The sequence below is a fragment of the Bacillus sp. 22475 genome, from assembly GCF_052044835.1.
Classification (GTDB): domain Bacteria; phylum Bacillota; class Bacilli; order Bacillales; family Bacillaceae_G; genus Bacillus_A; species Bacillus_A cereus.
In genome coordinates, this window is the sequence record NZ_JBQENW010000019.1 from 40,647 (window position 1) to 64,363 (window position 23,717).

Here is a 23,717-nt window from a genome sequence, read left to right on the forward strand (position 1 = left end):
ATACTTAATTAAAATATAAATAGAGAGAAGAGATTGTCGATGATTCAATTACATGTATATGAAGAGATTTTTCATTTTAAAGAAGATGTTACACCATTTCTAGAAAAGAATGAGCAGGAAAACAATCTCATATTAGGTGTATTACAAATGGTTCAAGAACCGATATTTATGGGGGTAGCGAAACAAGGAGAAGAGATTGCGGTTGTATTTCTGCAAACAGAAGAGAAGAAACAAATCATTGTTGCAACTTCTGAAATTGCGGGAGTAACTATTGAGGAACTTGCAAAAGAGTTAACGAAAGTATATCCGGATATTCCTGGATTGATCGGTAATAAGAAAATTGTACAGAAATTAGCGGAAGAGATTGCGGTATTAGAAAATAAGAAAACGAATGTTGTAATGGAGCAAGGTGTGTATGAGCTGAACAGAGTAAAGAAGAAGTGTAATGCGAATGGACTTTTCCGGGCGGTAAATAATGATGAATTACCATTAATAGAACAGTGGATATATCAATTTTGTGAAGACGTAAAGCTTCCTACTACGAAAGAAGAAGCAAAACAAACTGCGCATACATTAATAACTACAAATCGACTGTTTGGTTTGGAAGTGGATAGAAAACTCGTTTCTGTAGCTGCAAAAACGAGACCAACTAAAAATAATATAACAGTTAATTTTGTATATACGCCGAAAGAAGCAAGGAAAAAGGGATACGCATCTAATTGTGTAGCGGCACTTAGTCAACGTATGTTAGAGGAAGGTTACAAGACGACTACGTTATATACTGATCTAGCGAATCCAACATCTAATAAGATTTATCAAGAAATTGGTTATGAGCAAATTGCGGAGTCTGTGCTCATATTTTTAGAGAAGTAAAACAAAAAGGTGTGTTAAAATAGCACACCTTTTTGTTATTCATCAATTCTAATAACCTCGCCTTGAGGGAAGTCCTCAGTTTCTAGTAAGTTACGAATAGCTTTCGCAACATATTCAGGTGATAATAGTTTTCCTTCTTCTTTTAATGCAATGAAGCGATCCAAATTTATGAAATCTTCTTTATTTGTTTCACGAATTTGTGATTGCATATTTGTGTCAACAACACCAGGTGCAAAAGCGACGATTTTTACTGGATATTCTTTTTCTACTTCTTCAGTTGCTACGCACTGTGTAAACATATTTACACCAGCTTTCGTTGTACAATAAGCGCCCCAGCCAAAGTAAGGGTTTTTTCCTGCACCAGATGAAATGTTAATAACGCGTTTATCTACTTTCCAGTCTTTCGTATGTTTCATAAATGTAGATGTAAGAATCATAGGTGCAAGTAAATTAATGTGAACGTTCGTAATGAATTGTTCGCTTTCAGCTTTTTCAATTGGCTTCATAGGTGCAACTGTACCCGCATTATTAATTAAATGAATAGAGGATACATTGTCTTTTTTAATAGATGAAATGATCTCTTTAAAGTTAGTTTCTAAGTTATGTACATCTTGAAGATCTAGGGAATGAAAAATGCAATTGCTGTTATATTGCTCTGCAAGTTTCGTAAGCTCTTTATTTTCTCTTCTAGAAATAGAGATGACAGTTGTATTTTTTTCTAATAATTGCGTAGCGATTGCCTCACCTAAACCTTGTGAAGTTCCTGTTATGATAACGTAGCGCATAGTTTTATAAACCCCTCTCATATGTGCGGAATTTTGTTGGACAACGTACATTGTATAGTTTGTCTACATTTTATAGTATAGAGCACTTTTTACTATAAATGAAATGAGATGATTGTGTGCCTTTTATGAATCGCTTTACGACAACAGTAACTGGTGCCGTCACGTTCACTGGGAACACGTTAGGACTAAGTCCGACATCACCTGCACCAGGTAATAACTTTGGTACGATTGATGTATTCACAACGGTGAATACATCACTTCAAGTACCTGGATTCCCAGCAGGAACGACGAATGATTGGCCATTAAATTCTTCAAGTGCAATTTTGAATCTTCCAGCAGGAAGTAGCGTCTTATACGCAGAACTTGTGTGGGCTGGCACATACCGGACTGATACGGAGGATGTTACTGCGTTTTTAAATGATGATATCACCTTTACAACACCAGTGGGAACATTTTCTGTTGCACCAGACCCAGCAACTGCGCAGCAAGGTTCAGTAGGGAAGCAGTTTTATTATAGTCGCTCTGCTAATGTAACGAACCTTGTTAGTGCGGCTGGGGCCGGCGCATATACAACAGGTGCTGTGCCTGCAGCAAGAACATCAGCTGATTCAACAATAAGTCGTTCAGTTGGCTGGACGCTTGAGGTAGTTTATCAAAATGCGAGTTTACCACTAAGGAATTTATCAGTGTATGCAGGACAAGAAATTATTGAGGCTTCATCCCCGCCAGTTGATGCTACTATTTCAGGATTTGCTACTCCAGCTACAGGAGTTGTTACAGGAAGAGTGCTCGTAACTGTTCAAGAGGGAGATTCCAACATTTCTGGAGATCAACTTCGCTTTGGACCAAACCCAAATGCTACAGTTGCATTATTCGGACCGAGAAATCCGGCAAATAATTTCTTTCAATCTCAAATTTGTAATGACTTTGGGGAATTAGATACAACCGGAACGTTTGGAGATTTGAATCAGCCATTAGGGATAGCTTTGGCTGTTCGAAGACAAGGTTGGGATATTACAAACGTAGATGCTTCATCATCATTAGTAAATAATCAAACGTCAGCAACCGTTCGGTTCGTTACAAATGGTGATGGTTATGCAGCGGCTGGTTTTGGTGTTCAAATTGATGCGACGGGACCGATTATAAATCCTGTCAAATCTGTTGATAAAGCAGTTGCAGGTATAGGAGATATTCTCACTTATACGATTACAGTTCCGAATACAGGAACAGGAAGTGCGGACAACGTTGTATTACAAGATAGTATTCCGAACGGCACAACATTTATAGCTGGTAGTGTAACGGTAGGTGGAGTAACACAGCCGAGTGCAAACCCTGCTAATGGAATTAATTTAGGTACAATTCCAAATAACACGCAAAGAGTTGTTACATTTCAAGTACGAATAACATCGTTTCCGAACCCAAATCCTATTCCAAATCGTGCAATGGTATCTTATCAATTCCGTCCTTTTGTAGGGAGTCCACTCGTTACAAGCACATCTACTTCAAATATAGTACAAACGACAGTGAATCAAGCAACTATAAGTATGCAAAAGTCTGTAGATCTACAGACAGCAACACTTAATGATGTATTAACGTACACGGTTAATGTAACGAATAATGGAAACGTCGCTGCGAACAATGTTATTTTTGTTGATAGTATCCCTGCTGGAACAACATTTGTTCCAAATAGCGTTACAGTGAATGGAGTAGCACGTCCAGGAGCGAATCCAGCAAGTAGTATTAATCTTGGAAGTATTAATGCATCGCAAACGATTGTAGTGCGCTTTCAAGTTCGAGTAACATCGAACCCTCTTGTCAATCCAATTCCAAACCGTGCGAGTGTAACATTTAACTTTACTCCAGTGCCTGGTCAACAACCAGTTTCAGGGCAAGCGACAAGTAATACTGTAGTTACGACAATTAATATAGCTGATATAACAACGAGAAAAACAGTGGATAAAGCTTTTGCAACGGTTAACGACGTTCTTACGTACACGGCAACAATTCAAAATACAGGAAATGTACTTGCGACGAATGTTATTTTTCAAGATCCAATCCCAACTGGAACGACTTTTATAGCAAATAGTGTAACTGTAGATGGAATTTCGCAACCTGGAGCAAATCCAGCAACTGGGTTTACAGTTGCTAACATATCTCCAGGTGGGACTAGGACAGTTACATTTCAAGTACGAGTAACTTCTACGCCATCAGGAGGTACGATTGCGAATCGCGGAAATGTATCTGCTAATTTCGTCGTTATTCCGAATCAACCACCAGTAACGATTAATAGACAAACAAATACAGTTGTGACACAAGTTAATACAGGCGGTTTAAATGTAATAAAAGAAGTGAATACAACGCAAGCGGCAGTAGGGGACACTTTAACGTACACGATTGCCGTTCAAAATACAGGAAACGTTCCGCTAACAAATGTTTTATTCCAAGACACTATTTCTTCCGCTGTTTCTTTCGTTGCAAATTCTGTAACAATTAATGGAGTACCACAAAGTGGATTGAATCCGAATACAGGATTTTCTCTTCCAAATATTCCTGCGGCTCAGACAGTTGTAGTCACATTTGAAGTGTTAATTGTACAGGATCCAGGTGATGAAGATATTTTAAACCGCGCAAATGTCACAGCAAGTTTTCAAGTCAATCCGAGTGAACCACCAGTAACGATTACTATTCCGAGTAACCTAGTGAATACAACTGTACAATCAGGGAATTTTGAAGTTGTGAAAGCGGTGAATACGGATGTTGCAACGGTAGGAGATGTTTTAGTATATACAATCGAAGTTATAAATGCAGGTAGTGTACCAGCTACAAATGTATTTTTCCAAGATTCAATTCCACAAGGGACATTATTTATTGAAAATAGTGTATTGGTTAATGGTGTTTTACAAGAGGGAGCAGATCCAGGAATAGGATTCCCATTAAATGATTTACCTACTGGCGCGAGTGTAATTATTTCATTTGAGGTATTAATTAATGAAATTCCGCCAGGGAATAATGTTGTAAATAACGCGAATGTAACTGGAGATTTTCTTGTAAATCCAACAGAGCCACCAATTACTGTGACGGTTCCAAGTAATACTGTTATGACAGTTGTGAATTCCTCAGGACTAAATGTAATGAAGAGTGTAAGCGCTACTGAAGCAGGTGTAGGAGATATACTAACATATACAGTTGCTATACAAAATAGCGGAACGGTAGCAGCGACAAATGTAACATTTCTTGATCCGATTCCATCTGGAACAACATTTGTAGCGAATAGTGTAACAATAAACGGGACATCTCAACCAGGTTTAAACCCGACAACTGGATTTCCACTTGCTAATATTCCGGTAGGAGGTATGGTGACAGTCACTTTTCAAGTGACAATCACAAGTGTACCAACGAATAGAGTGCTTCCGAATAATGCAAATGTCACTGCCGATTTCCAAGTAAGTCCGTTGCAACCACCAATTACAATTGTAACGATTAGTAATGTCGTTGTAACGCGAGTGAATGTAGGATCAATTAATGTAATAAAGAGTGTGAATACACCACAAGCAGGTGTAGGAGATACGTTAACGTATACGATTCTTATTCAAAATACAGGAACTGTTCCTGCGACGAATATTATTTTTCAAGATCCAATCCCATCTGGAGCTACATTTGTAGCGAATAGTGTAACGATCAATGGAGTTGTTCAGCAAGGTGCGAATCCTATAGCAGGTTTTCCTGTTACAAATATTCCAGTTGGGCAAACTGCTACAATTACGTTCCAAGTGACAGTGACAAGCGTTCCGAGTGGTGGCAATATAAGAAATCAATCGAACGTTACTGCAAGCTTCCTTATAAATCCAGCAGGACCTCCTATAACGACTACTACAAATAGTAATTTTGTAGTGACACAAGTAAATACAGCGAGACTAACTATACAAAAATCTTCATCTGTACAACAAGCAGTACTTGGAGAGACTTACACGTATTCAGTTGTTATACGAAATACAGGTACAGTTGCAGCGACAAATATTTCTTTCATTGACACGATTGCTCCAGAAACAACATTTGTAGCAAATAGTGTAACGATAAATGGAACGCCTCAACCTGGATTTGACCCAAATGTAGGTTTCCCGCTTCCTACTATTGCAGCTGGCACATCATTGACAGTAACGTTCCAAGTGATAGTTGTTGCACCATCAACGCTTGGGGCAGTTCTAAACACAGCGTCTGCTACAGCTACTTTCTTATTGAATCCTTTACAACCACCTGTAACAACAACGAACTCAAGTAATACAACGGTAGTTACAATACCGTTACCTCCTCCTGGTGAAGTGACAGCAACAAAAACAGTAAATGTTGCAACTGGGGCTGTTGGGGATGTATTAACGTATACAGTGTTAATAACGAATGTAGGAATTATCCCTGTTACAGATGTACTCTTCCAAGATGTCATTCCAGAAGGGACGACGTTTGTTGACAACAGTGTAACGATAGGTGGAATACAGCAACCTGGATTAAATCCAGAAATAGGCTTTACAGTTAGTCCGTTATTAAATGCTGGTGCGAGTATTTCTGTAACGTTCCAAGTGACTATTACGGAAATTCCTGATAATGAAGTTATATTAAATGATGCTGACGTTACATTTACTTCACAGCCGAATCCGCAGGAGCCACCGATTACGCAAACGATATTAACGAATTTAGTCGTTACGACAATTAATATAGCTTCAATTTTCCCAGTAAAAATAGTAGATAAAGAGGCAGCGACGGTTGGGGAAATATTAACCTACGATGTACTAATTTTTAACTTTGGAACGGTACCGGCAACGAATGTCCAATTTCTTGATTCTAGTACGAGTGGTGTAGCATTTGTTCCAGGAAGTGTGAGTATAAACGGAGTACCAGAACCAGGATTAGATCCGTTCATAGGCTTTACAGTTCCAGATATACCTGTAGGTGATTTTGTACTTGTCACATACCAGGAGATGGTAACAAGCATACCTCAAGGTGGAACGGTTGTTAACTTTGTGGACGTTACGGCTACATTTGCTGTAAGTGAAACAGAGCCGCCTATTACTGAAACGACGACAAGTAACACGACATTAACAGAAATAAATGAATCTGGTTTGAATGTTTTAAAATCAGTAAGTCAGCCGGTTGTTGCAGTAGGCGATACAATCACATATACAACAGTAGTTCAAAATACGGGAACAGTGATAGCGACGAATGTTCAATATAGTGATGTATTACCATCCTCTATAACATTCGTACCGAATAGTGTAACGATAAACGGTGCGTTACAGCCTGGATTAGACCCTAACACTGGCTTCTCACTTCCGGATATAACTCCAGGTGAAAGTGTAGAAGTCACATTCCAAGTAACAGTTGTTAGCGTTCCGTCAAACGGAACAATTGCCAATACGGCAAATGTTACCGGAAGCTTTATTTTAGTACCAGGAGAACCACCAGTTATAGTAAATCAGCCAAGTAATACAACACTCACAACTGTAAATAGAGGACGCTTTAATGTTATTAAACAAGTAAATAGAGCCGCTACTCTAGTTGGAGATGTATTGACGTATACAGTGCAAATAACGAATACAGGAACAGTAACAGCTAACAATGTTCAGTTTATTGATACGATTTCAGCAGGAGCATCATTTGTACCGAATAGTGTGACGGTAAATGGAGTCCCGCAACCAAACTTAAATCCGATTACTGGATTTGGCGTTGGAGATATACTCGTTGGTGAAACCGTTATAGTGACGTTTCAAGCGACAGTTACAACCATTCCTTCATCAGGAACAATTACGAACGTTGCAAATATAACAGGAAGCTTTACTTTAGTGCCAGGAGAGCCACCGGTTGTAGTAACAGAGCCGAGTAATACGACGATAACTAGAGTGAATAGAGGACGATTCAGCGTTATAAAATCTGTAAATAAAGAAGCGACACGATTAGGAGATACGTTAACGTATAGTGTGCAAGTTACAAATACGGGGACGGTAACAGCGACGAACGTTCAGTTTAGCGATGTTCCATCACCTAGTTTAGAATTCGTTCCTGGAAGTGTACAAATAAATGGGATTCCGCAAGTAGGTTTAGATCCATTTGTAGGCTTTGCATTGCCTAATCTTGCAGTAGGGGATAGCGTATTAATTACATTTGAAGTAAATGTAATCGCAGTTCCGCCTTCTAGTAGCATTATGAATACAGCAAGAGTAACGGGTGATTTTGAATTAATTCCAGGAGAACCTCCGTTTACAATTACGAATTCAAGTAATACGACAGTCACACCAGTAAATAGAGGCAGTTTAGATATGCAAAAAGAAGTAGATCATTCAATTGTTGGAGTAGGAGAAACAGTAAAGTATACGGTTCGAATATTAAATACTGGTACTGCTGATGCGATGAATATTCAATTTATCGATGTCCTATCTCCGGAAGCTGTTTTTGTACCAAATAGTGTAACTGTAAATGGAGTAGCTCGTCCGGGAGTAAATCCGCAGGTTGGATTTACGATTGTAGACATTCCAGTCGGTGAGACGGCGATTATAACATATGAAGCTACGATTACGAGCTTTCCAGATGGTGGTACAGTAGTGAACGTTGCTGGGGCGTTAGCAGAATATATTTTAGTACCAGGGGAGCCGCCAGTTACAGTGATGGATACGAGCAATACAGTTATAGTGACGGTAAATACTGCAATCTTATTTGTTGCAAAAGGAGCAAACTTTGAAGTAGCGATGGTAGGAGATGTTGTCACTTACGGAATCGCTGTTATAAATGATAGTACAGTTCCTGTGACCAATATTGTGTTAACAGATATCATTGATCCGAATACGCTATTTATAAATGGTACGGTAACGGTAAATGATGTACCTCTTCCATTTGCTAATCCGAATACTGGTATTCCGTTAGGTGATTTTCAGCCAAATGATGCAGCAATTATTAATTTCCAAGTTGTAATAACAGGAGGGCAAGTAAATAATTTAGTTACAAATACTGCTATAGCAAATGGGCTCGCAACTGTAAATCCGAATGAGCCGCCAGTAGTAGTTGAAGGTGATAGCAATACAGTTGTTATCCCGTTTATTCCTCAAAATGTCTCAACGACAGTCGTAAAAATGGCAAATTTACAGGCAGCAACAATTGGCGATGTTATTACGTTTACGACAGTTATTACAAATACGGGGGATACAGCAATACAAAATATTCGTTTTCAAGATATGTTAGATAGTAGTGTTCAATTTGTCCTTGGAACTGTAACGATTGATAATACGCCAGTGCCAAATGTAAACCCAGTGTCAGGTTTTAATATAGGAAATTTAAATCCAGGTGAAGCACGGACAGTTTCGTTCCAAGTAGTAGTGCAGAGCGCGCCAAATGGTTCAGGAAATTATATAAATCAAGCGAGTATTCGTTTCGAACATCAAGTAGGCACAGTATTGCCACCTGTTACACAAATGGTAGAAAGTAACATAGTTGTCATTCCATTTGTTCCAACGATAGAACAAATTTGTGAAACGAATCTTAATTGCTTAGGGAAAATTCCTTTTCAATGTTCTCCGTGTAATCATTTGCAAATAAATAAAAAATAAATACAGAAAGAGCATCCGGAAAAAAGGATGCTCTTTCTGTATTTATCATGTAGATTCTTTTTCGGGTGAGGTGAAAAATTCGTCGATTTTGTCGGAGAGTAGTAATGGAATGGCTCCTTTTATAACAGAAATGTCCCAGTCCCACCACGCGAGATTCTCTAGTTTGTCAATCGTTTCTTGCGGGAAACGATATCGAACAAATTTTGCAGGATTACCAGCTACAATTGCATACGGGGGTACATCTTTTGTAACAATGCTCCTGGCGCCGATAATGGCCCCGTTACCAATTGTAACACCAGATAAAATGCAGGATTGATAACCAATCCATACATCATTGCCGACTACGATATCACCTTTTGAAGAAGGGTGACCAGTAATATGTGCTCCTTCATCAAAAAGTGCATTAAATGGATAAGTTGTTATCCAGTCTGCGCGATGTTCACCGCCAAGTATGAAAACGACTTCTTCTGCTAATGAACAAAACTTACCTATTTTTAATTTTGTTTCATCGTTCCAAGAAAAAATGGTTGGCCCTACTTTACTATAAGTATAATCACCAATATCATATTTATTATATTCAGGTTTTTGATTTAAATATAACATGCTTCTTCAGCCTCCTTTCTCAATTAAGTGATACGTATGGAATATTATATGCAAGATGTAGTAATGTGAACTGTATTAATAGGTGAAATGAACAAAAGGAAGTGGGATGTATGCGATACGAAATGGGTCTATATAATAAACCGTTTCAGTCAATTCAATCAGGAAAAAAAGTATATGAAGTACGCCTATACGATGAAAAACGTCAACTAATAAACAAAGGCGATGAAATCGTATTTACGAATCTTACGACAAAAGAAATGATGACGGTAAAAGTAACGGAAATAAAGCGATACGAGAGCTTTAAAGCCATGTATGAACAAATCGATAAAAAATTATTGGATTGTGAAAATGATAGTTTAGAGGAAATGTTAGAAAGTACATACAAAATATATACGAAAGAACAAGAAAAAGAGTGGGGAACAGTTGCGATTCGTATTGAGGTAATAAAATGATAAGAAATCGCGGAGCGGCTATCATTGTACAGGAAGGAAAAATCGCTCTTATAAAACGTATTCGAGAAGAGGAAACATATTATGTGTTTCCTGGCGGAGGGATTGAGGAAGGTGAAACGCCTGAAGAGGCAACGAAAAGAGAGGTATACGAAGAATTAGGGGTACATATAAAAGTGGAGCACCTTATTGCAAAGGTAAAATATAAAGGAAATGAATATTATTATGCTGCCTATATTACAGGCGGAGTGTTCGGAAGCGGAACAGCTGAGGAATTTCAGCTGGAAGGTAGGGGAAATTATATTCCGTTATGGCTACCGATAAACGAGTTGGAAAAAGTGAATATAAAACCTTATGAAGTGGTCAGAAATATATTTAATCATTATAAAATATAACGTCTGACAACATACAAAAAAAACCATTGACATAGTCTTCTGATTTAAGTATTGTATTCGAGTATGTTTATAATCAGGAGGTTTATATGAGCAATCAAACTACTACACATCATGTGAAAATGACAACAGCGGATCCATCTGGAATTGGTCTATTTGGATTAGCGATGGTAACACTTGTAGCATCATCTCAAAAGTTAGGCTTAACAGATGGCGTTTCACTTGTATTACCGTGGGCAATCTTTTTAGGAGGATTTGCACAAATCTTTGCTTGCATTCATGATGCAAAGCATAACAATACATTCGGTACAACAGCATTCGGTGCGTACGGTCTATTTTGGCTAGGTGTTGGAATGACTTGGTTAATTCAACTTGGAGTATTTGGCGAAAAATTAGCACAAGCTGCAGATTCAAAACAGCTTGGTGTAGCCTTTATCGGATATTTGATTTTCACAATCTTTATGACAATTGGTGCAATGGAAACACATAAAGTATTATTTATGATTTTCGTCCTTATTGATTTCTTATTTATCGGTCTTTCATTAAGTACTTTAGGTGTTATGCCGCATGCAATGCATAATTTAGCAGCATATTCTGAACTTCTTATTTCATTATTATCTTTCTACGGTTCAGCAGCAGCAGTGTTAAACACACACTTCGGAAAAGTTGTTTTACCAGTTGGAAAGCCGTTTGGTATTTTTAAAAAGTAATAAAAAGCACAGATGATTGTATAGTCATCTGTGCTTTTTTATTTATTCCACTATTTGTGGGCTTTCTGAAAAAGCCTGATTGGTGAGGATTCATTAAACTTTCACTTTAATTGAAATAAGTAATGTGAAATGTAAATAAAAGTAGAAAAAAATTAATTGAAATTGATTCTCATTATTAATATAATGAGAATGAGAATCATTTATTTTTAGAGGGGGATGCCAAAGTGGCAAAAATTTTAATAGCTTATGCAAGTATGTCAGGAAATACAGAGAGTATTGCTGATTTAATTAAAGTTAGTTTAGATGCTTTTGATCATGAAGTAGTATTGCAAGAAATGGAAGGCATGGATGCTGAAGAATTATTAGCTTATGATGGAATCATTTTAGGATCTTATACGTGGGGTGATGGTGAATTACCATTTGAAGCGGAAGATTTTCATGATGACTTAGAAAATATAGATTTAGCTGGGAAAAAGGTAGCGGTATTCGGATCAGGGGATACGGCGTATGAACTGTTTTGTGAAGCGGTAACGATATTTGAAGAACGTCTTGTAGAACGCGGTGCAGAGCTTGTACAAGAAGGGCTGAAAATTGAATTAGCTCCAGAAGATGAAGAGGATGTTGAAAAATGCAGTAATTTTGCAATTGCATTTGCTGAGAAGTTCTAAGAATGGGAGTGTCAACGTGGAGACAATGTTAAGTGCAACTGCTATTACAAAGTTAAGAGATGGAAAACTGTTGTTAGCTACTACATATAATGGCTTATTTGTTGAACAAGACGGAGAATGGAGACGAATTTTAAATGGTTTTCAAAAACGAATTAGGGATTTACATAGCGAAGATAATGTAGTTTATGGTGTAGGTGACGAAGGGATTTTTATTCGCAGTATGAATGGTGGAGAGAACTGGACAATTCAGCGTTTTCCAACAAAAGCAACGAGTTGGAATGTATGTAGCAATGTACAAGGAGCTGTTGTTGCTCATGGAGAAAAAACGCTGTATCTTTCTAATAATTTCGGTTCGACATGGGAAACTATTCATCCATTTCTTGAGTATGGCAGTGCGGCACCGTCTATTCGATCATTATTTTTATATAAACATTACTTATTTATTGGTACGAAAATACATGCTAAGTATGGTGGTGTTTGGCTCTTTGATTTGAAGACACGTAAATTAAAGAGGATTAAAATTACGATGAATCAAATGATCTCTGCGTTGACTTTACACAATTCTTATTTAGTAGCGGCAAGTGGATCGTGCAAGGGAGTTAGCGGGAATATTTCTTATTGTAAAATAGATGACAGTATTGCGAGTGAAAAAATATATTGGCATACATGTCAAAGTGAGCAGAAAGCAAGTAGTTATTTAGACTTAAGTGTAGACCAACATGTCTTATATACAACTTCAACGCAAAATAAGGCGGGTATTAGTAGTGTGTGCCGTGTACTTCTTGACGAAGGTATTGTTACAGTATGTGATTCAGTTAAAGGGCACGGATGGCGCATTGTTAATCAAAAAGATGGTTATGTAGTAGCTGGATCAGGTGAATTAAAAGCAATGCAGTGGGAACAAAAAATAATTTAAGAAAAAACTTTACTTTTATTATATTGATATGATATAGTATGTTTAAACCATTTTACTTTTAATAATATAGAGATTTAAATGAGCTGTAACTTCCGAGGAGGATAGCAATGTTAAATCTCCTCAGGGGTTGCAGTTTTTTAACATCTGGCTTATTATTGTAAGGTGGTTGAAAATGAATATGTACATATAGGTACATTGTAGGAGGATTTTTTTCATGCAAAACGGTAAAGTAAAATGGTTTAACTCAGAAAAAGGTTTCGGTTTCATCGAAGTTGAAGGCGGAGAAGACGTATTCGTTCATTTCTCAGCTATCCAAGGCGAAGGCTTCAAAACTTTAGAAGAAGGTCAAGAAGTTACTTTCGAAGTAGAACAAGGTAACCGTGGACCTCAAGCTACTAACGTAAACAAGAAGTAATTTTTGAAAAAAGAAGGGCTCACCCTTCTTTTTTTTGCATTTTTATAGATGTCCTCCTACTTACATATCATAATAAGACTGAATTTTCATTTATTTATTCAGGGGATTTTTGTATAAAGTACATGAATAAATAAATACTGAAAATAGAGTGTTTGTGTGAAAAAGGAATTTAGAAAGAGGTAAATAAATTGAAAAACGCTACACATTTCATTGTGTTTGATATTGAGAGGAATTTCAGACCGTATAAATCAGAAGATCCGTCAGAAATAGTTGATATCGGAGCTGTAAAAATAGAAATAGGTACAATGAAGATAATTGAAGAATTTTCGGAGTTAGTAAAACCAAGTGCACGATTAACTCGTCATACAACAAAATTAACCGGTATTACGAAAAAAGATTTAATGGCTGTAGACAAATTCCCTCAAATTATAGAGAAATTTATTCAGTTTATCGGAGAAGATTCTATATTTGTTTCATGGGGAAAAGAAGATTATCGCTTTCTATCTCATGATTGTACATTACATGGTGTTGAATGCCCCATTATAGAAAAAGAAAGTAGAATTGATTTGCAAAAATTTGTTTTCCAAGCATATGAGGAATTGTTTGAACATACGCCAAGTTTACAATTTGCGGTAGAACAACTCGCTTTAACGTGGGAAGGGAAACAGCACCGTGCTTTAGCAGATGCCGAAAATACAGCAAATATACTTCTTAAAGTGTATAGCGAGAGAGATATTTATAAGCGATACAAAAGACATGGTGAACTTGAACTTGCAAAGAACGGGAAACTAACGGAAAAAGCGAAAAAAAAGATGCGAAAATGGGTGTTTAAAGAACTAAAGAAAAATACAGAACGCCCTTTTGAATGGAGTACATTTGAAAGTAGTGACACGTGGGAAAGTATAACGGAAAGATATTATATAAGTGAAAATACAGTAGAACTCCTGAAAAAACATTTTCGTACAGCAGTGAGAAAAGCGGAACGGCAGATTAGGTATTTGGCTGAGATGGAGGAGAATGTAGAGGTTAAATGACATTCTCCTCTATTTCTAGCTACATAAATTTAACATCATTATACTGATGGATGAATAAAGTATTCATATTAAATAGGAATTGATTTGTTGTGATTGGGCCATTATAATTGCTTTGAAAATTAAGGGGTGGTAAGAATTTTTAAATACATTCATAAAATTAGAGCCCATAGAAATGAAAGAGGGTAGAGTTAAATGGAAGCAATCTTTAAAATTGTAACAGTTTTAGTTTTGGGGATAATATTTGCCACGCTATCAGCAGTAATTATACTTCCTTTCATAGCAAAGAAGAAGAATTGGAAAAAGCTTAATATATCTTTAAAGCGTGGTGTATTAAAGATTAAAATCGAAGAGTAAAATATGAGTTTTATACAAGGGAGGTGTGATAGTGATAGACTTGGATATTAAAGACGTCACCGTACAGATGGAATTAAACGGTGTCTTTTGGAATGAGGATGGGGTTGCTGAAATGACGGTGACTACAAAAGCTGAGCATTCTCTTCTTCTTCGTTTAGTAGTTGACTTAAAAAGTAAAACTATTAGGGCGACAAGTGCCGACATAGTAAATGGATTCTGCCCTCTGTGCAAACAGAAAAAGGACAAATGTAGTGAACTTAATGACTTGCAAAACAAAATGGGAATTTTAGAAGAAGCCTACGATTGGGTGAGAGAGCATCCGGAATATCGTTTTCAATTATCTTTTTACGAGTATAATAAATTTGAGGTAGTGAAGTGAAGTTTTCATTTTACCAACATACATAGTGACTACTCTAATGGAAATACGCTTGTACAACAAGGAAGGAATTTACTTGATTCTGTGACAATTGATATCTTGAATCAATAATAATTTTTAAAAATAAGCATATTTTTGTTATAAATCAGGAAAAACGATTCTATTAAGAATCGTTTTTTAATATAAACATCAACTAAGCTCAAAATAAAAGAGCGCTTGTTAAAAGCGCTCAGTAAAAAATAATTATATGGAAGTATTTATTCAATACCGCTCGGATCATACGAATACTGTTGCTTATTTTCAATCCGCTCAATCACATCCTGCAGCTCATCTGGCTTCAGAAACTCAATCGGAGAGAAGCCTTTTTCAAACGTAAGTGTGTCTGCTTCAATCATAAGTACATATCGGTCATTTACCTTCGCAATATGTATTTGATCCCCGAAATCAGCAAGCAAAGCCTTCACAGAGATATGATCTGCTTTTAGTTTTAATTCCACTTCAGGAGCGTGCTCGACGATTTGAGCGGTAGCTTCCATTACTTCTTCGGTTGAAAATTGTTCCATAATTTCCCGCTTCGGACTGGCAGCCCATACTTCCATCGCTTGGTCGAATTGTTCGCGTTCTTCCGTACCTTCTTCAAATACATCTTCAATTTGGTCGTATACCATGTCCATTACCTGTGTTTTCATAATTTCAGGCATAGAGCGTTCATATTCGACGAATTTTAAGAAGTCTTCAAAGTAGCGGGCATGTGATGCTTGGTGTATTTTTAGTTCGCCTACTTCAACCATACCTTCTTCAGGCATGTATGGGTATTGGATAGATTTCATATTCTTTGTTGTGATGGCCATTTCAACGTTACGAATCAGTGTTGATTCATCAGAAATAGAAGCAACCTTTGGTTCGAAGTCGCATTTCATTACGAATACAAATGGATCATCAAAGTATTTGCGTAGTTTTGCCTGAGCAATTAAAAATACACCACCGCGTACAGCGCTTGTGTCAAGATATGTATAAACGAGAGGTTCGCTCATATCTTTAAAGTTGTCCTTTGTTTCTGCAAAGCGAATACGATTAAAAAGGTTGTAATGAGGGTTTGAATCAAGTTCGTGCCCTTCCTCTACAATAAAGCGACCAATCTTTGTTGGGGCTTGTTCTGTTTTTGCATGACGTTCTACTTTTCGCTTCGATATTTTTAATAACTCACCATTCAAAAATTCTTTTAAGGAGCTATCTTCATATTCTTCAGCGTCTAAAGTTTGAAAATGTTTGTAGCGTTTATCAACTGCTTCACCTTTTCCTTCTACTTGTACAACATAAAAGGAAAGATAATTTATTTCAAAATCCATATTTATCACCTTGTTTCATTTCATTAACTCTTATCAGTATAGAGATGGAAAAAACTTTCGTCAATTTATATAAGGAAGGGGGAGCCCCTTCCTTTATATAATTTTTATCCCGCTATTTGCTGGGCAGTAAGACCCCCACCTCAAAATTCTGAGAAAGCAAAGAAGTTAGTTGGGGGGCGGGATGCCCGTAAAAGCCCGATTGGTGAGGGCTAATAATCAGTGGGGATGAACAAAACCCCCACTGATTAAAGTTTTACTTTATTTTCTCAATTAAAATCCGTCTTCTAATGCTGCGAATGGAATGTTTAGTCTGTTTTCTACTGTGCGTAAACGTTGGTTTAAGCGGTTGAGTCTACGTGTATGGCGCTCAACTGTATTTTCTAGTTGACGTACTCTTTGTTCAAGCTCATTTACGCGTCTTTCTAATTGACGATTTCCAGTGCCAGGAAAAGAGATTGGAAGTTGGAATTGTCTATTTTGGTCATATGGATTCGTTTGCTCTGCTTGATCTATATTAGATTGATATTGTGCTTGTAAGTCATACTGTGGTTGTTGGTACGCATATTGATTATATGGATCATATGGATTGTAGGGATACATAATAACATCCTCCATTTCTTTAAAATAGGTTGAATTCACCATAATGTATGTGCAAAAGCGGAGCGGTGGCACGGCAAATACCTATTTATGTTGAAGGGATTTCTCTTTATCCCGCTATTTGCTGGGCAGTAAGACCCCCATTTCAAAATTCAGCAGAAACAAAGAAGGTCGGGATGCCCGTAAAACCCCCACTGATTAAAGTTTCACTTTATAAAAAATAGCTTGAGGGTTTTTGATTTGTATTTCTTTTGCTTGATGGTATATACTGGATAAAAGAGAGAGTTTACATAAAAGTTACAATTCTATCAAACTCAAACTTTTATGTAAATATGTATAGACATTTATAAAAGAAAAGAGTAATTTATATAGAGTGAAAAATAACTTGTAACATTTTATAAACATATTGTAAAATGATTGTAACAAAACATACATAAAAATGAAATAAATACATAATAGTGATGTTGGGGAAAGGGAGAGAGTATATTGTTCCGTAAAGTAAAGGGTATATTAGTTGGGGTGTTATGTGTAGCTGTAGTGAGTGGCTGTGGTGCAAAAGTAAGTGATGTTGCATTGGTAAGTGATATTGGTGGGCACACTGTAGAGGCTAAAGCAGAAGTGCAAGATACTATTAGTTTAGTTGATGGTCGAACTGGTACTGAAGTGAAAAAATTAGATTTATCTGGTTTAGGCTATTTTGAAGATGAAGCGAAATTTAAAAAGTCTGTAACAAAGGTTGTTGGTGAGGTTGGAAAAAGCGTCGACAAAAAAATGGTTCCTTCACGTATAGCACCTGATGGAAGTTGGCAAGAAGGAAAACCTTCTTATGAATTAATGGAAAAAGAATTAGTAGATAAATTGTTAAACGTTGGTATGTGGGATGCTACGTATCAGTTGCCGATTGTGGAGAAAAAACCAGTCGCAACATTAAGTGATGCGCAAGGAAATGGTACGGTAATTGGTAGATATGAAACGAACTTAGGTGGTTCAACAGGTGGCCGTATTGAGAATATTCGTTTGTCAGCAGCGAGCATAAATGGAGTTGTGTTAGCAAAAGGAGACCGTTTCTCTTTTAATTCTTTAATCGGTGATACAACACCAGATAAAGGATATCAATTAGGGAAAGAAATAGTTGATGGTAAATTAGTAGATGGATATGGCGGTGGTGTTTGTCAAACATCTTCAACTTTATACAATGCAGCAGATCAAGCTGGCCTGAAAATGGTGGAGAGAACTACACATTCTAAAACGGTAGGTTATGTTCCACAAGGAAGAGATGCTACAATTGCATATCCATATTTAGATTTAGTATTTGAAAATACGAATGATGCACCTGTGAAGCTTTATATGGGCATTCAGGGTGGAAAGCTAGTTGCTGAAGTACATAAAATGAGATAAGTATAATACCTTTATAAAAAAGCCATTATTTCTAAGTTTGATAAAATTAATGGCTTTTTTGTGCAATCAATATTACACCTCAAGATATAATGAACAGGAGGAAATTTAATAGGAGTAAGACAGTCTAAAAAAAGCATTAAATTCAATTCATAGTTTTCTTATTGACATTATTAGTGATGGGGTGTATTCTTCATAATAACAACTAAATAAATGGAAAAATTTATTGGTTTTCTTATCAAGAGAGATGGAGGGACTGGCCCGATGAAATCTCAGCAACAGGCTATATCAAAGTACTGTGCTAACTCCAGCGAACGCAATAGGCGTTTGAAAGATGAGGAGGAATGGATTCACATTTAACTCTTCTTATATGCGTAAGAAGAGTTTTTTGTTTAGAGAGGGGGGATAGAGTGAAGTTTGATGTAACGTATTTTTTAGAAAGTTTTCCACAATTATTTAAATATGTATACATAACTTTAGGGATTACTGTAGTTTCAATGATTATTTCCTTCGTTATAGGGATCGGCTTGGCGATCATAACGAAAAATAAAACGAAATATTTATATTCAATTGCAAGAGTGTATATCTCTTTCTTTAGAGGAACCCCGTTATTAGTTCAATTGTTTGTTTTATATTTCGGATTACCACAAATCTTTCCGACATTTACAGTGCTTACAGCCATGCAAGCCACTTTAATTGGCCTAAGTTTAAATAATGCTGCTTATTTATCAGAGATTATTCGAGGTTCATTAAATGCTGTGGAATCAGGGCAAATGGATGCCTGTTTATCAGTTGGAATGACAAAGGCGCAAGCGATGCGACAAATTATTTTTCCGCAAGCTATTCGTGTCGCAGTACCGTCACTTGGAAATAATTTTGTTGGATTGTTAAAAGAATCTTCGTTATCTTTTGCACTTGGGGTGGCTGAAATTTTAGCCCAAGCGAAAATGCTAGCGGCACAATCATATCGTTATATGGAAAGTTATCTAGCGGTAGCGATAGTATATTGGATTATTACAATCGTAATTAGCTGGGGACAGAAAAAGTTAGAAAAGAAACTTGATGCACCATATTTGTAACAGAAATGAGGTGATATATATGATTGAGATAAGAGATTTGTATAAGTCTTACAAACATAATGAAGTATTAAAAGGAATTTCACTAACTGTAAATAAAGGAGAAGTAGTAGTCATTATTGGACCTTCTGGTTCGGGTAAATCGACATTATTAAGGTGTTTAAACTTACTAGAACAACCGAATGATGGCAGTATTAGAATTGAAGATTTAGAGATTCATGCAAAGAAACTTTATAAAAAAGAAATAATACAATTGCGTCAAAAAACGGCAATGGTTTTTCAAAATTATAATTTATTTAAAAATAAAACAGCATTGCGAAATATTACAACGGCATTAACGGTTGTACAGAAAAAAAGTGAAGAAGAGGCAAAAGGAATAGCGAGAGAAATATTAAAACAAGTAGGCTTAGCTGATAAAGAAGATTTTTATCCAACAATGTTATCAGGAGGGCAACAGCAAAGGATAGGGATTGCTAGGGCAATGGCTTTAAATCCCGCAGTATTATTGTTTGATGAACCGACTTCTGCACTTGATCCAGAATTGGTGAATGAGGTATTGCAAGTTATTAAAGACTTGGCAAGGCAGCACATAACGATGGTTGTTGTTACACATGAAATGAATTTTGCAAAAGAGGTGGCGGATCGCGTTATATTTATGGCTGATGGCATTATTGTAGAGCAGGGAACGCCAGAAGAAATTTTCCGAAATCCACAAAATGAACGTACGAAAAAGTTTTTACGACAATTGAATGCTTCAGAAGAAGGCAATCATTTCGTTATTTAGGAGGAAGAATTGTGAGGAAATCATCATTATTACTAACATTAGCATTAACAGTATCAGTTGGAGTTTTATCAGCTTGTGGTTCAAATACAGCAAGCGAAAAAACAAATGAAAAAGTAGTAAAAGTTGGGACATCTGCAGGTCGTAGTCCATTTATTTTTAAAGAGGGTGAGAAAGTAAAAGGCTTTGATGCTGAAATTATTGAAGCGGCTGCTAAGAAGGCTGGGTATAAAGTAGAATGGAATGTTTCTGATTTTGAGGGATTATTTGGCTTATTAGATTCAGGACGAATTGATACAATTGCAAATGAACTATCAGTTTCTCCGGAAAGAAAAAAGAAATATGATTTTTCAATTCCGTACGTGTATTCTGGCTCTGTATTTGCGGTGAAGAAAGATAATCATACCATTAAATCGCTAGAAGATTTAAAAGGTAAGACTGTAGGTGTCGGGCTTGGTACAGCTGGAGAGCAAGAATTAAAAGCATTAAATAAAAATAATGCTTTTACAATTAAAACGTTCTCAGAGGATCCGACAGCAGAATTGAATGAAGTAGGACTTGGACGCGTCGATGCCTATTATAATGATAAAGTTCAAGTGGAAACAACTATAACAAAGGCGAAATTAGACAACGTCAAAATAGGATTTGGTCCACTTGAATGGGGAGAGATTGCATTTCCATTTGCGAAAAAGAGCGAAAAGTTAGAAGATATAAATAAAGCATTGAAAGAATTAGAGCAAGATGGCACATTAAGTGACATATCGAAAAAATGGCTAAAAGTTGATGCTACGAAAAAACAAAATTAAGGTGTATTCGTTGAATGGAGTTATCGCCTATCAACTGATATAAAAAATTAGAGAAAACTAGAGAGGAAGTTATTCATGGTACAAATTCATCCGAAAACACGTATTGGTCATGTTGAATTTAAAGTGAAAGATTTAGAGCGTCAAATTGCTTTTTATGAAAATGTTGTAGGCTTAGAGGTAATTAAGCAAGAGGGAAATAAAGCATATTTATCTGGAAAAGGTGGAAAAAACGCGTTACTTGTTCTTGAAAAGATAGAGGACGGGGTACTGCAAGAACCGCGTACGACTGGTATATATCATGTAGCCTTTTTAGTTCCGACTCGTGAAGCTTTTGCTTCTGCGCTATTTGGGGTTCTTCGTAATAAGAATATAATTGACAGCCCGGCTGAGCAAGAAGGGCGTTATACATATTCAAATGAAATTTTACCAATTTCAAGGTTTAATAGTGCAAGTGATCATACATATAGCGAAGCTTATTATTTGCAAGATTTAGAGGGGAATGGTATTGAAATTTATGCAGACCGACCGCGCGATCAATGGGGAGAAGGGCCAGGAGGAAGTACACCACTTGATTTAAAAGAATTGGCAACACTCGTTGATTATGAGTTTGATGGTTTGCCTGCTAATACTGTCGTTGGGCATGTACATTTACGAATAGCTGATGTAGAGAAATCACATGAATTTTATGTGGAAACAGTAGGTTTTGAAGTACAGCAGCGTGAAGAGGATTGCTTATTTATTTCAGCAGGGGGATATCATCACCATATTGGTGCAAATACGTGGAACGGAGTAAACAATCCACACCCACCAGTACATGCAACTGGACTAAAGGTATATGCGATTGTACTACCGCATAAAGAAGCGTTAGATGAAGTGAAAGAAAGATTAATAGAAAAACAACATGAAATAAATGAAACTACAAATGGGTTTGCGGTAGTAGATCCAAGTGGTATTACAGTGCAGTTTGAAATAGAAGCAGTGTAAAATAAGCGAGAAAGTGTATAATCACTTTCTCGCTTATTTGTGATCATTCATAGCTCAATCCAATATCTTTTTACTATATTCCCATCTTCCTCAGTGAAATCATCATCACGAATCCCGCCGTTATGTAAAATCGTTTTTTCAGAAGCGGTATTTACTGCGTCGCAAACGACAAGTACTTTCGTGATGTCTAATTCCTTCGTTTTTTCTAATGATAATGCTAGTAACTTCGTAGCATAACCTTTTCTTCTTTCAGAAGGGCGAATGCCATAACCGATATGACCGCCAGCGTTAAATAGATGTTCAGTTAAACTATGACGTATATTAACAGCTCCCACAATTTTATTTTCATCTGTAACAAGCCAATATGTAGAATCTGGTACCCAAGTTTCAGGGATATTTATTCCGTTATGCGCATCGAGAAGTTCTTGAACCATAGCTGGGAAGTTGGCAGGATTTTTTGTGATAACCCACGGGATCATTGTTTCACCGCTATCTTTCCATTCGTTATAGAAATCTAAGTATTCTTCTTGTAAATCAGTAGCAGGTGTAAGTAATGAGACGTTCATTGTTAGTAAGCTCCTTTATTTATGTAGTTTTTATAAAAAATTATGAAACAAAATGAAAACGTTTTCTAAGATTTCTCAACCTAATTTCATGCAATCCACCTTCGGTTTTTTAGAAAATTAGTGAAGGTTTAAAATTAGGAGTTATTTGTTTTATGTTAATATTTAAAATATTAACATAAAACAGTCGGAGTATTAAGTGTATTTTAGTGGTTTTCTTTCATGTTGATAAATGGATATTTGTGATAATTTTTGTTTTATCTATCTATAATGAATGAAAGGGGGAAGTGCCCGTGAGTGTAGATTTTGATTTTATTATACGAATCGGTGTTGCTGGCTTGTTAGGAGCAATGATTGGTATTGAAAGAGAAATTCGATCGAAAGAAGCTGGATTAAAGACTCATTTCCTCGTAGCGGTAGGAAGTGCGTTAATAATGGTTGTTTCGAAATATGCCTTTTCAGATATTGTGTATGAAGAGCATACGTCTCTAGACCCAAGTCGGATTGCAGCACAAGTCGTTAGTGGAGTTGGTTTTTTAGGTGCAGGCACAATTATTATTCAAAAGCAGGCGGTGAAAGGATTAACGACCGCGGCTGGTTTATGGGCTACTGCCGGTATAGGATTAGCAATTGGAGCGGGAATGTATGTAGTAGGCATTGGAGCGACGATTCTCGTTTTAATTGGTTTAGAAATTGTAAGTCGTATTTTTAAGGTGCAATTTTTATTTCCACAAAATATAACAGTGCAAATGTTTGTAAATAAACATGAAGCGGTACAACAAATATTAGAAACACTACAAGTGAAAGGCATCCCAATACTCTCATATGAGGTGGAAGCTTCACAGCAAGGTACAGAAACTGTTTATAAGGTAGGGATGCAACTGAAAAATATATCGTCAGAAGAAAAGAATGAGTTTATTCAGCATATGCAAACATTACCGGAAGTTACGTTTATAAAGTTAAAATCATAGTGTTGAAAACGAGGATAGATGTAGCAGGAAT

Annotated in this window: 22 protein-coding genes and 1 riboswitch; of the genes, 17 read left to right on the plus strand and 5 right to left on the minus strand. The window is 36.6% G+C overall.

The features are described 5' to 3' along the window. Nucleotides 1–39: 39 nt before the first annotated feature. The gene (locus tag ACTJJY_RS23245) at nucleotides 40–873 is read left to right on the plus strand and encodes a GNAT family N-acetyltransferase (protein ID WP_440606666.1); all 834 of its coding nucleotides are present in this window, start codon (nucleotides 40–42) and stop codon (nucleotides 871–873) included. Nucleotides 874–908: 35 nt separating this feature from the next. Here the strand turns inward: ACTJJY_RS23245 and ACTJJY_RS23250 are convergent, their stop codons facing one another. Then, nucleotides 909–1,658 (minus strand): (S)-benzoin forming benzil reductase, encoded by a 750-nt coding sequence (locus tag ACTJJY_RS23250; protein ID WP_025687002.1) that lies wholly within the window; start codon nucleotides 1,656–1,658, stop codon nucleotides 909–911. 116 nt (nucleotides 1,659–1,774) lie between these two features. On the opposite strand from ACTJJY_RS23250, the gene ACTJJY_RS23255 reads away from it, so the two are divergent. Beyond that, entirely contained in the window at nucleotides 1,775–9,247 is a 7,473-nt protein-coding gene (locus ACTJJY_RS23255; protein WP_440606667.1) for a DUF7507 domain-containing protein, read from the plus strand. Nucleotides 9,248–9,292: 45 nt separating this feature from the next. Here the strand turns inward: ACTJJY_RS23255 and ACTJJY_RS23260 are convergent, their stop codons facing one another. Then, on the minus strand, nucleotides 9,293–9,850 hold the full coding sequence (locus ACTJJY_RS23260) for a CatB-related O-acetyltransferase (RefSeq protein WP_000966305.1): 558 nt from the start codon (nucleotides 9,848–9,850) through the stop codon (nucleotides 9,293–9,295). A 110-nt stretch (nucleotides 9,851–9,960) separates the two neighbouring features. On the opposite strand from ACTJJY_RS23260, the gene ACTJJY_RS23265 reads away from it, so the two are divergent. From ACTJJY_RS23265 to ACTJJY_RS23305, 9 genes are all read left to right on the plus strand, one after another. Further along, the gene (locus ACTJJY_RS23265) at nucleotides 9,961–10,302 is read left to right on the plus strand and encodes an ASCH domain-containing protein (protein WP_001268348.1); all 342 of its coding nucleotides are present in this window, start codon (nucleotides 9,961–9,963) and stop codon (nucleotides 10,300–10,302) included. Beyond that, on the plus strand, nucleotides 10,299–10,694 hold the full coding sequence (locus ACTJJY_RS23270) for an NUDIX hydrolase (protein ID WP_152121588.1): 396 nt from the start codon (nucleotides 10,299–10,301) through the stop codon (nucleotides 10,692–10,694). The genes ACTJJY_RS23265 and ACTJJY_RS23270 overlap by 4 nt, the downstream gene beginning before the upstream one ends. 86 nt (nucleotides 10,695–10,780) lie before the next feature. Then, the gene (locus ACTJJY_RS23275; protein ID WP_000070938.1) at nucleotides 10,781–11,401 is read left to right on the plus strand and encodes an acetate uptake transporter; all 621 of its coding nucleotides are present in this window, start codon (nucleotides 10,781–10,783) and stop codon (nucleotides 11,399–11,401) included. Nucleotides 11,402–11,625: 224 nt separating this feature from the next. Further along, nucleotides 11,626–12,069: a flavodoxin gene (locus tag ACTJJY_RS23280; protein WP_001062752.1), complete on the plus strand. Its 444-nt coding sequence runs from the start codon at nucleotides 11,626–11,628 to the stop codon at nucleotides 12,067–12,069. Between the two features lie 16 nt (nucleotides 12,070–12,085). Next, entirely contained in the window at nucleotides 12,086–12,985 is a 900-nt protein-coding gene (locus ACTJJY_RS23285; protein WP_440606668.1) for a WD40/YVTN/BNR-like repeat-containing protein, read from the plus strand. A 214-nt stretch (nucleotides 12,986–13,199) separates the two neighbouring features. Beyond that, a complete protein-coding gene (gene cspB / locus ACTJJY_RS23290) occupies nucleotides 13,200–13,400 on the plus strand; it encodes a cold shock-like protein CspB (RefSeq protein ID WP_001179150.1) in 201 nt (66 codons plus the stop codon). 188 nt (nucleotides 13,401–13,588) lie between these two features. Beyond that, nucleotides 13,589–14,434, plus strand: a complete 846-nt coding sequence (locus ACTJJY_RS23295; RefSeq protein ID WP_440606669.1) for an exonuclease — start codon at nucleotides 13,589–13,591, stop codon at nucleotides 14,432–14,434. 192 nt (nucleotides 14,435–14,626) lie between these two features. After that, nucleotides 14,627–14,788 carry a hypothetical protein gene (locus tag ACTJJY_RS23300; RefSeq protein ID WP_440606670.1) on the plus strand — a complete coding sequence of 54 codons (162 nt, stop codon included), beginning with the start codon at nucleotides 14,627–14,629 and terminating at the stop codon, nucleotides 14,786–14,788. Nucleotides 14,789–14,819: 31 nt separating this feature from the next. After that, nucleotides 14,820–15,167, plus strand: a complete 348-nt coding sequence (locus tag ACTJJY_RS23305) for a hypothetical protein (protein WP_141481203.1) — start codon at nucleotides 14,820–14,822, stop codon at nucleotides 15,165–15,167. A gap of 254 nt (nucleotides 15,168–15,421) precedes the next feature. Here the strand turns inward: ACTJJY_RS23305 and ACTJJY_RS23310 are convergent, their stop codons facing one another. Both ACTJJY_RS23310 and ACTJJY_RS23315 read right to left on the minus strand, forming a co-directional pair. Further along, complete coding sequence (locus ACTJJY_RS23310) at nucleotides 15,422–16,513, minus strand: DUF3900 domain-containing protein (RefSeq protein WP_088023553.1); 1,092 nt, start codon at nucleotides 16,511–16,513, stop codon at nucleotides 15,422–15,424. A gap of 270 nt (nucleotides 16,514–16,783) precedes the next feature. Beyond that, nucleotides 16,784–17,113 (minus strand): hypothetical protein, encoded by a 330-nt coding sequence (locus ACTJJY_RS23315; RefSeq protein ID WP_000283707.1) that lies wholly within the window; start codon nucleotides 17,111–17,113, stop codon nucleotides 16,784–16,786. Between the two features lie 483 nt (nucleotides 17,114–17,596). Here ACTJJY_RS23315 and ACTJJY_RS23320 point away from each other — a divergent pair, with 483 nt between their 5' ends. From ACTJJY_RS23320 to ACTJJY_RS23340, 5 genes are all read left to right on the plus strand, one after another. Continuing rightward, nucleotides 17,597–18,508: a VanW family protein gene (locus tag ACTJJY_RS23320; RefSeq protein WP_000488980.1), complete on the plus strand. Its 912-nt coding sequence runs from the start codon at nucleotides 17,597–17,599 to the stop codon at nucleotides 18,506–18,508. A gap of 229 nt (nucleotides 18,509–18,737) precedes the next feature. Further along, nucleotides 18,738–18,846: riboswitch (SAM riboswitch) on the plus strand. Nucleotides 18,847–18,915: 69 nt separating this feature from the next. Continuing rightward, nucleotides 18,916–19,584, plus strand: a complete 669-nt coding sequence (locus ACTJJY_RS23325; protein ID WP_000667177.1) for an amino acid ABC transporter permease — start codon at nucleotides 18,916–18,918, stop codon at nucleotides 19,582–19,584. A gap of 19 nt (nucleotides 19,585–19,603) precedes the next feature. Continuing rightward, nucleotides 19,604–20,365, plus strand: a complete 762-nt coding sequence (locus tag ACTJJY_RS23330) for an ATP-binding cassette domain-containing protein (protein WP_168410858.1) — start codon at nucleotides 19,604–19,606, stop codon at nucleotides 20,363–20,365. A gap of 11 nt (nucleotides 20,366–20,376) precedes the next feature. Next, nucleotides 20,377–21,168, plus strand: coding sequence for a transporter substrate-binding domain-containing protein (locus ACTJJY_RS23335; RefSeq protein ID WP_168410857.1), 792 nt, complete (start codon nucleotides 20,377–20,379; stop codon nucleotides 21,166–21,168). 75 nt (nucleotides 21,169–21,243) lie between these two features. Further along, entirely contained in the window at nucleotides 21,244–22,152 is a 909-nt protein-coding gene (locus tag ACTJJY_RS23340) for a VOC family protein (RefSeq protein WP_440606671.1), read from the plus strand. A gap of 47 nt (nucleotides 22,153–22,199) precedes the next feature. Here ACTJJY_RS23340 and ACTJJY_RS23345 read toward each other — a convergent pair whose 3' ends face one another. Further along, nucleotides 22,200–22,718, minus strand: coding sequence for a GNAT family N-acetyltransferase (locus ACTJJY_RS23345; protein ID WP_440606672.1), 519 nt, complete (start codon nucleotides 22,716–22,718; stop codon nucleotides 22,200–22,202). A gap of 290 nt (nucleotides 22,719–23,008) precedes the next feature. Here ACTJJY_RS23345 and ACTJJY_RS23350 point away from each other — a divergent pair, with 290 nt between their 5' ends. After that, nucleotides 23,009–23,686: an MgtC/SapB family protein gene (locus tag ACTJJY_RS23350; RefSeq protein WP_000109730.1), complete on the plus strand. Its 678-nt coding sequence runs from the start codon at nucleotides 23,009–23,011 to the stop codon at nucleotides 23,684–23,686. The last annotated feature ends 31 nt before the right edge of the window (nucleotides 23,687–23,717 follow it).

What these genes read in the sequence shown, in the direction of transcription:
- ACTJJY_RS23245 (WP_440606666.1), top strand. Translation starts at nt 40, where the DNA reads ATGATTCAATTACATGTATATGAAGAGATTTTTCATTTTAAAGAAGAT.
- ACTJJY_RS23250 (WP_025687002.1), bottom strand. Translation starts at nt 1,658, where the DNA reads ATGCGCTACGTTATCATAACAGGAACTTCACAAGGTTTAGGTGAGGCA.
- ACTJJY_RS23260 (WP_000966305.1), bottom strand. Translation starts at nt 9,850, where the DNA reads ATGTTATATTTAAATCAAAAACCTGAATATAATAAATATGATATTGGT.
- ACTJJY_RS23265 (WP_001268348.1), top strand. Translation starts at nt 9,961, where the DNA reads ATGCGATACGAAATGGGTCTATATAATAAACCGTTTCAGTCAATTCAA.
- ACTJJY_RS23270 (WP_152121588.1), top strand. Translation starts at nt 10,299, where the DNA reads ATGATAAGAAATCGCGGAGCGGCTATCATTGTACAGGAAGGAAAAATC.
- ACTJJY_RS23275 (WP_000070938.1), top strand. Translation starts at nt 10,781, where the DNA reads ATGAGCAATCAAACTACTACACATCATGTGAAAATGACAACAGCGGAT.
- cspB (WP_001179150.1), top strand. Translation starts at nt 13,200, where the DNA reads ATGCAAAACGGTAAAGTAAAATGGTTTAACTCAGAAAAAGGTTTCGGT.
- ACTJJY_RS23300 (WP_440606670.1), top strand. Translation starts at nt 14,627, where the DNA reads ATGGAAGCAATCTTTAAAATTGTAACAGTTTTAGTTTTGGGGATAATA.
- ACTJJY_RS23310 (WP_088023553.1), bottom strand. Translation starts at nt 16,513, where the DNA reads ATGGATTTTGAAATAAATTATCTTTCCTTTTATGTTGTACAAGTAGAA.
- ACTJJY_RS23315 (WP_000283707.1), bottom strand. Translation starts at nt 17,113, where the DNA reads ATGTATCCCTACAATCCATATGATCCATATAATCAATATGCGTACCAA.
- ACTJJY_RS23330 (WP_168410858.1), top strand. Translation starts at nt 19,604, where the DNA reads ATGATTGAGATAAGAGATTTGTATAAGTCTTACAAACATAATGAAGTA.
- ACTJJY_RS23340 (WP_440606671.1), top strand. Translation starts at nt 21,244, where the DNA reads ATGGTACAAATTCATCCGAAAACACGTATTGGTCATGTTGAATTTAAA.
- ACTJJY_RS23345 (WP_440606672.1), bottom strand. Translation starts at nt 22,718, where the DNA reads ATGAACGTCTCATTACTTACACCTGCTACTGATTTACAAGAAGAATAC.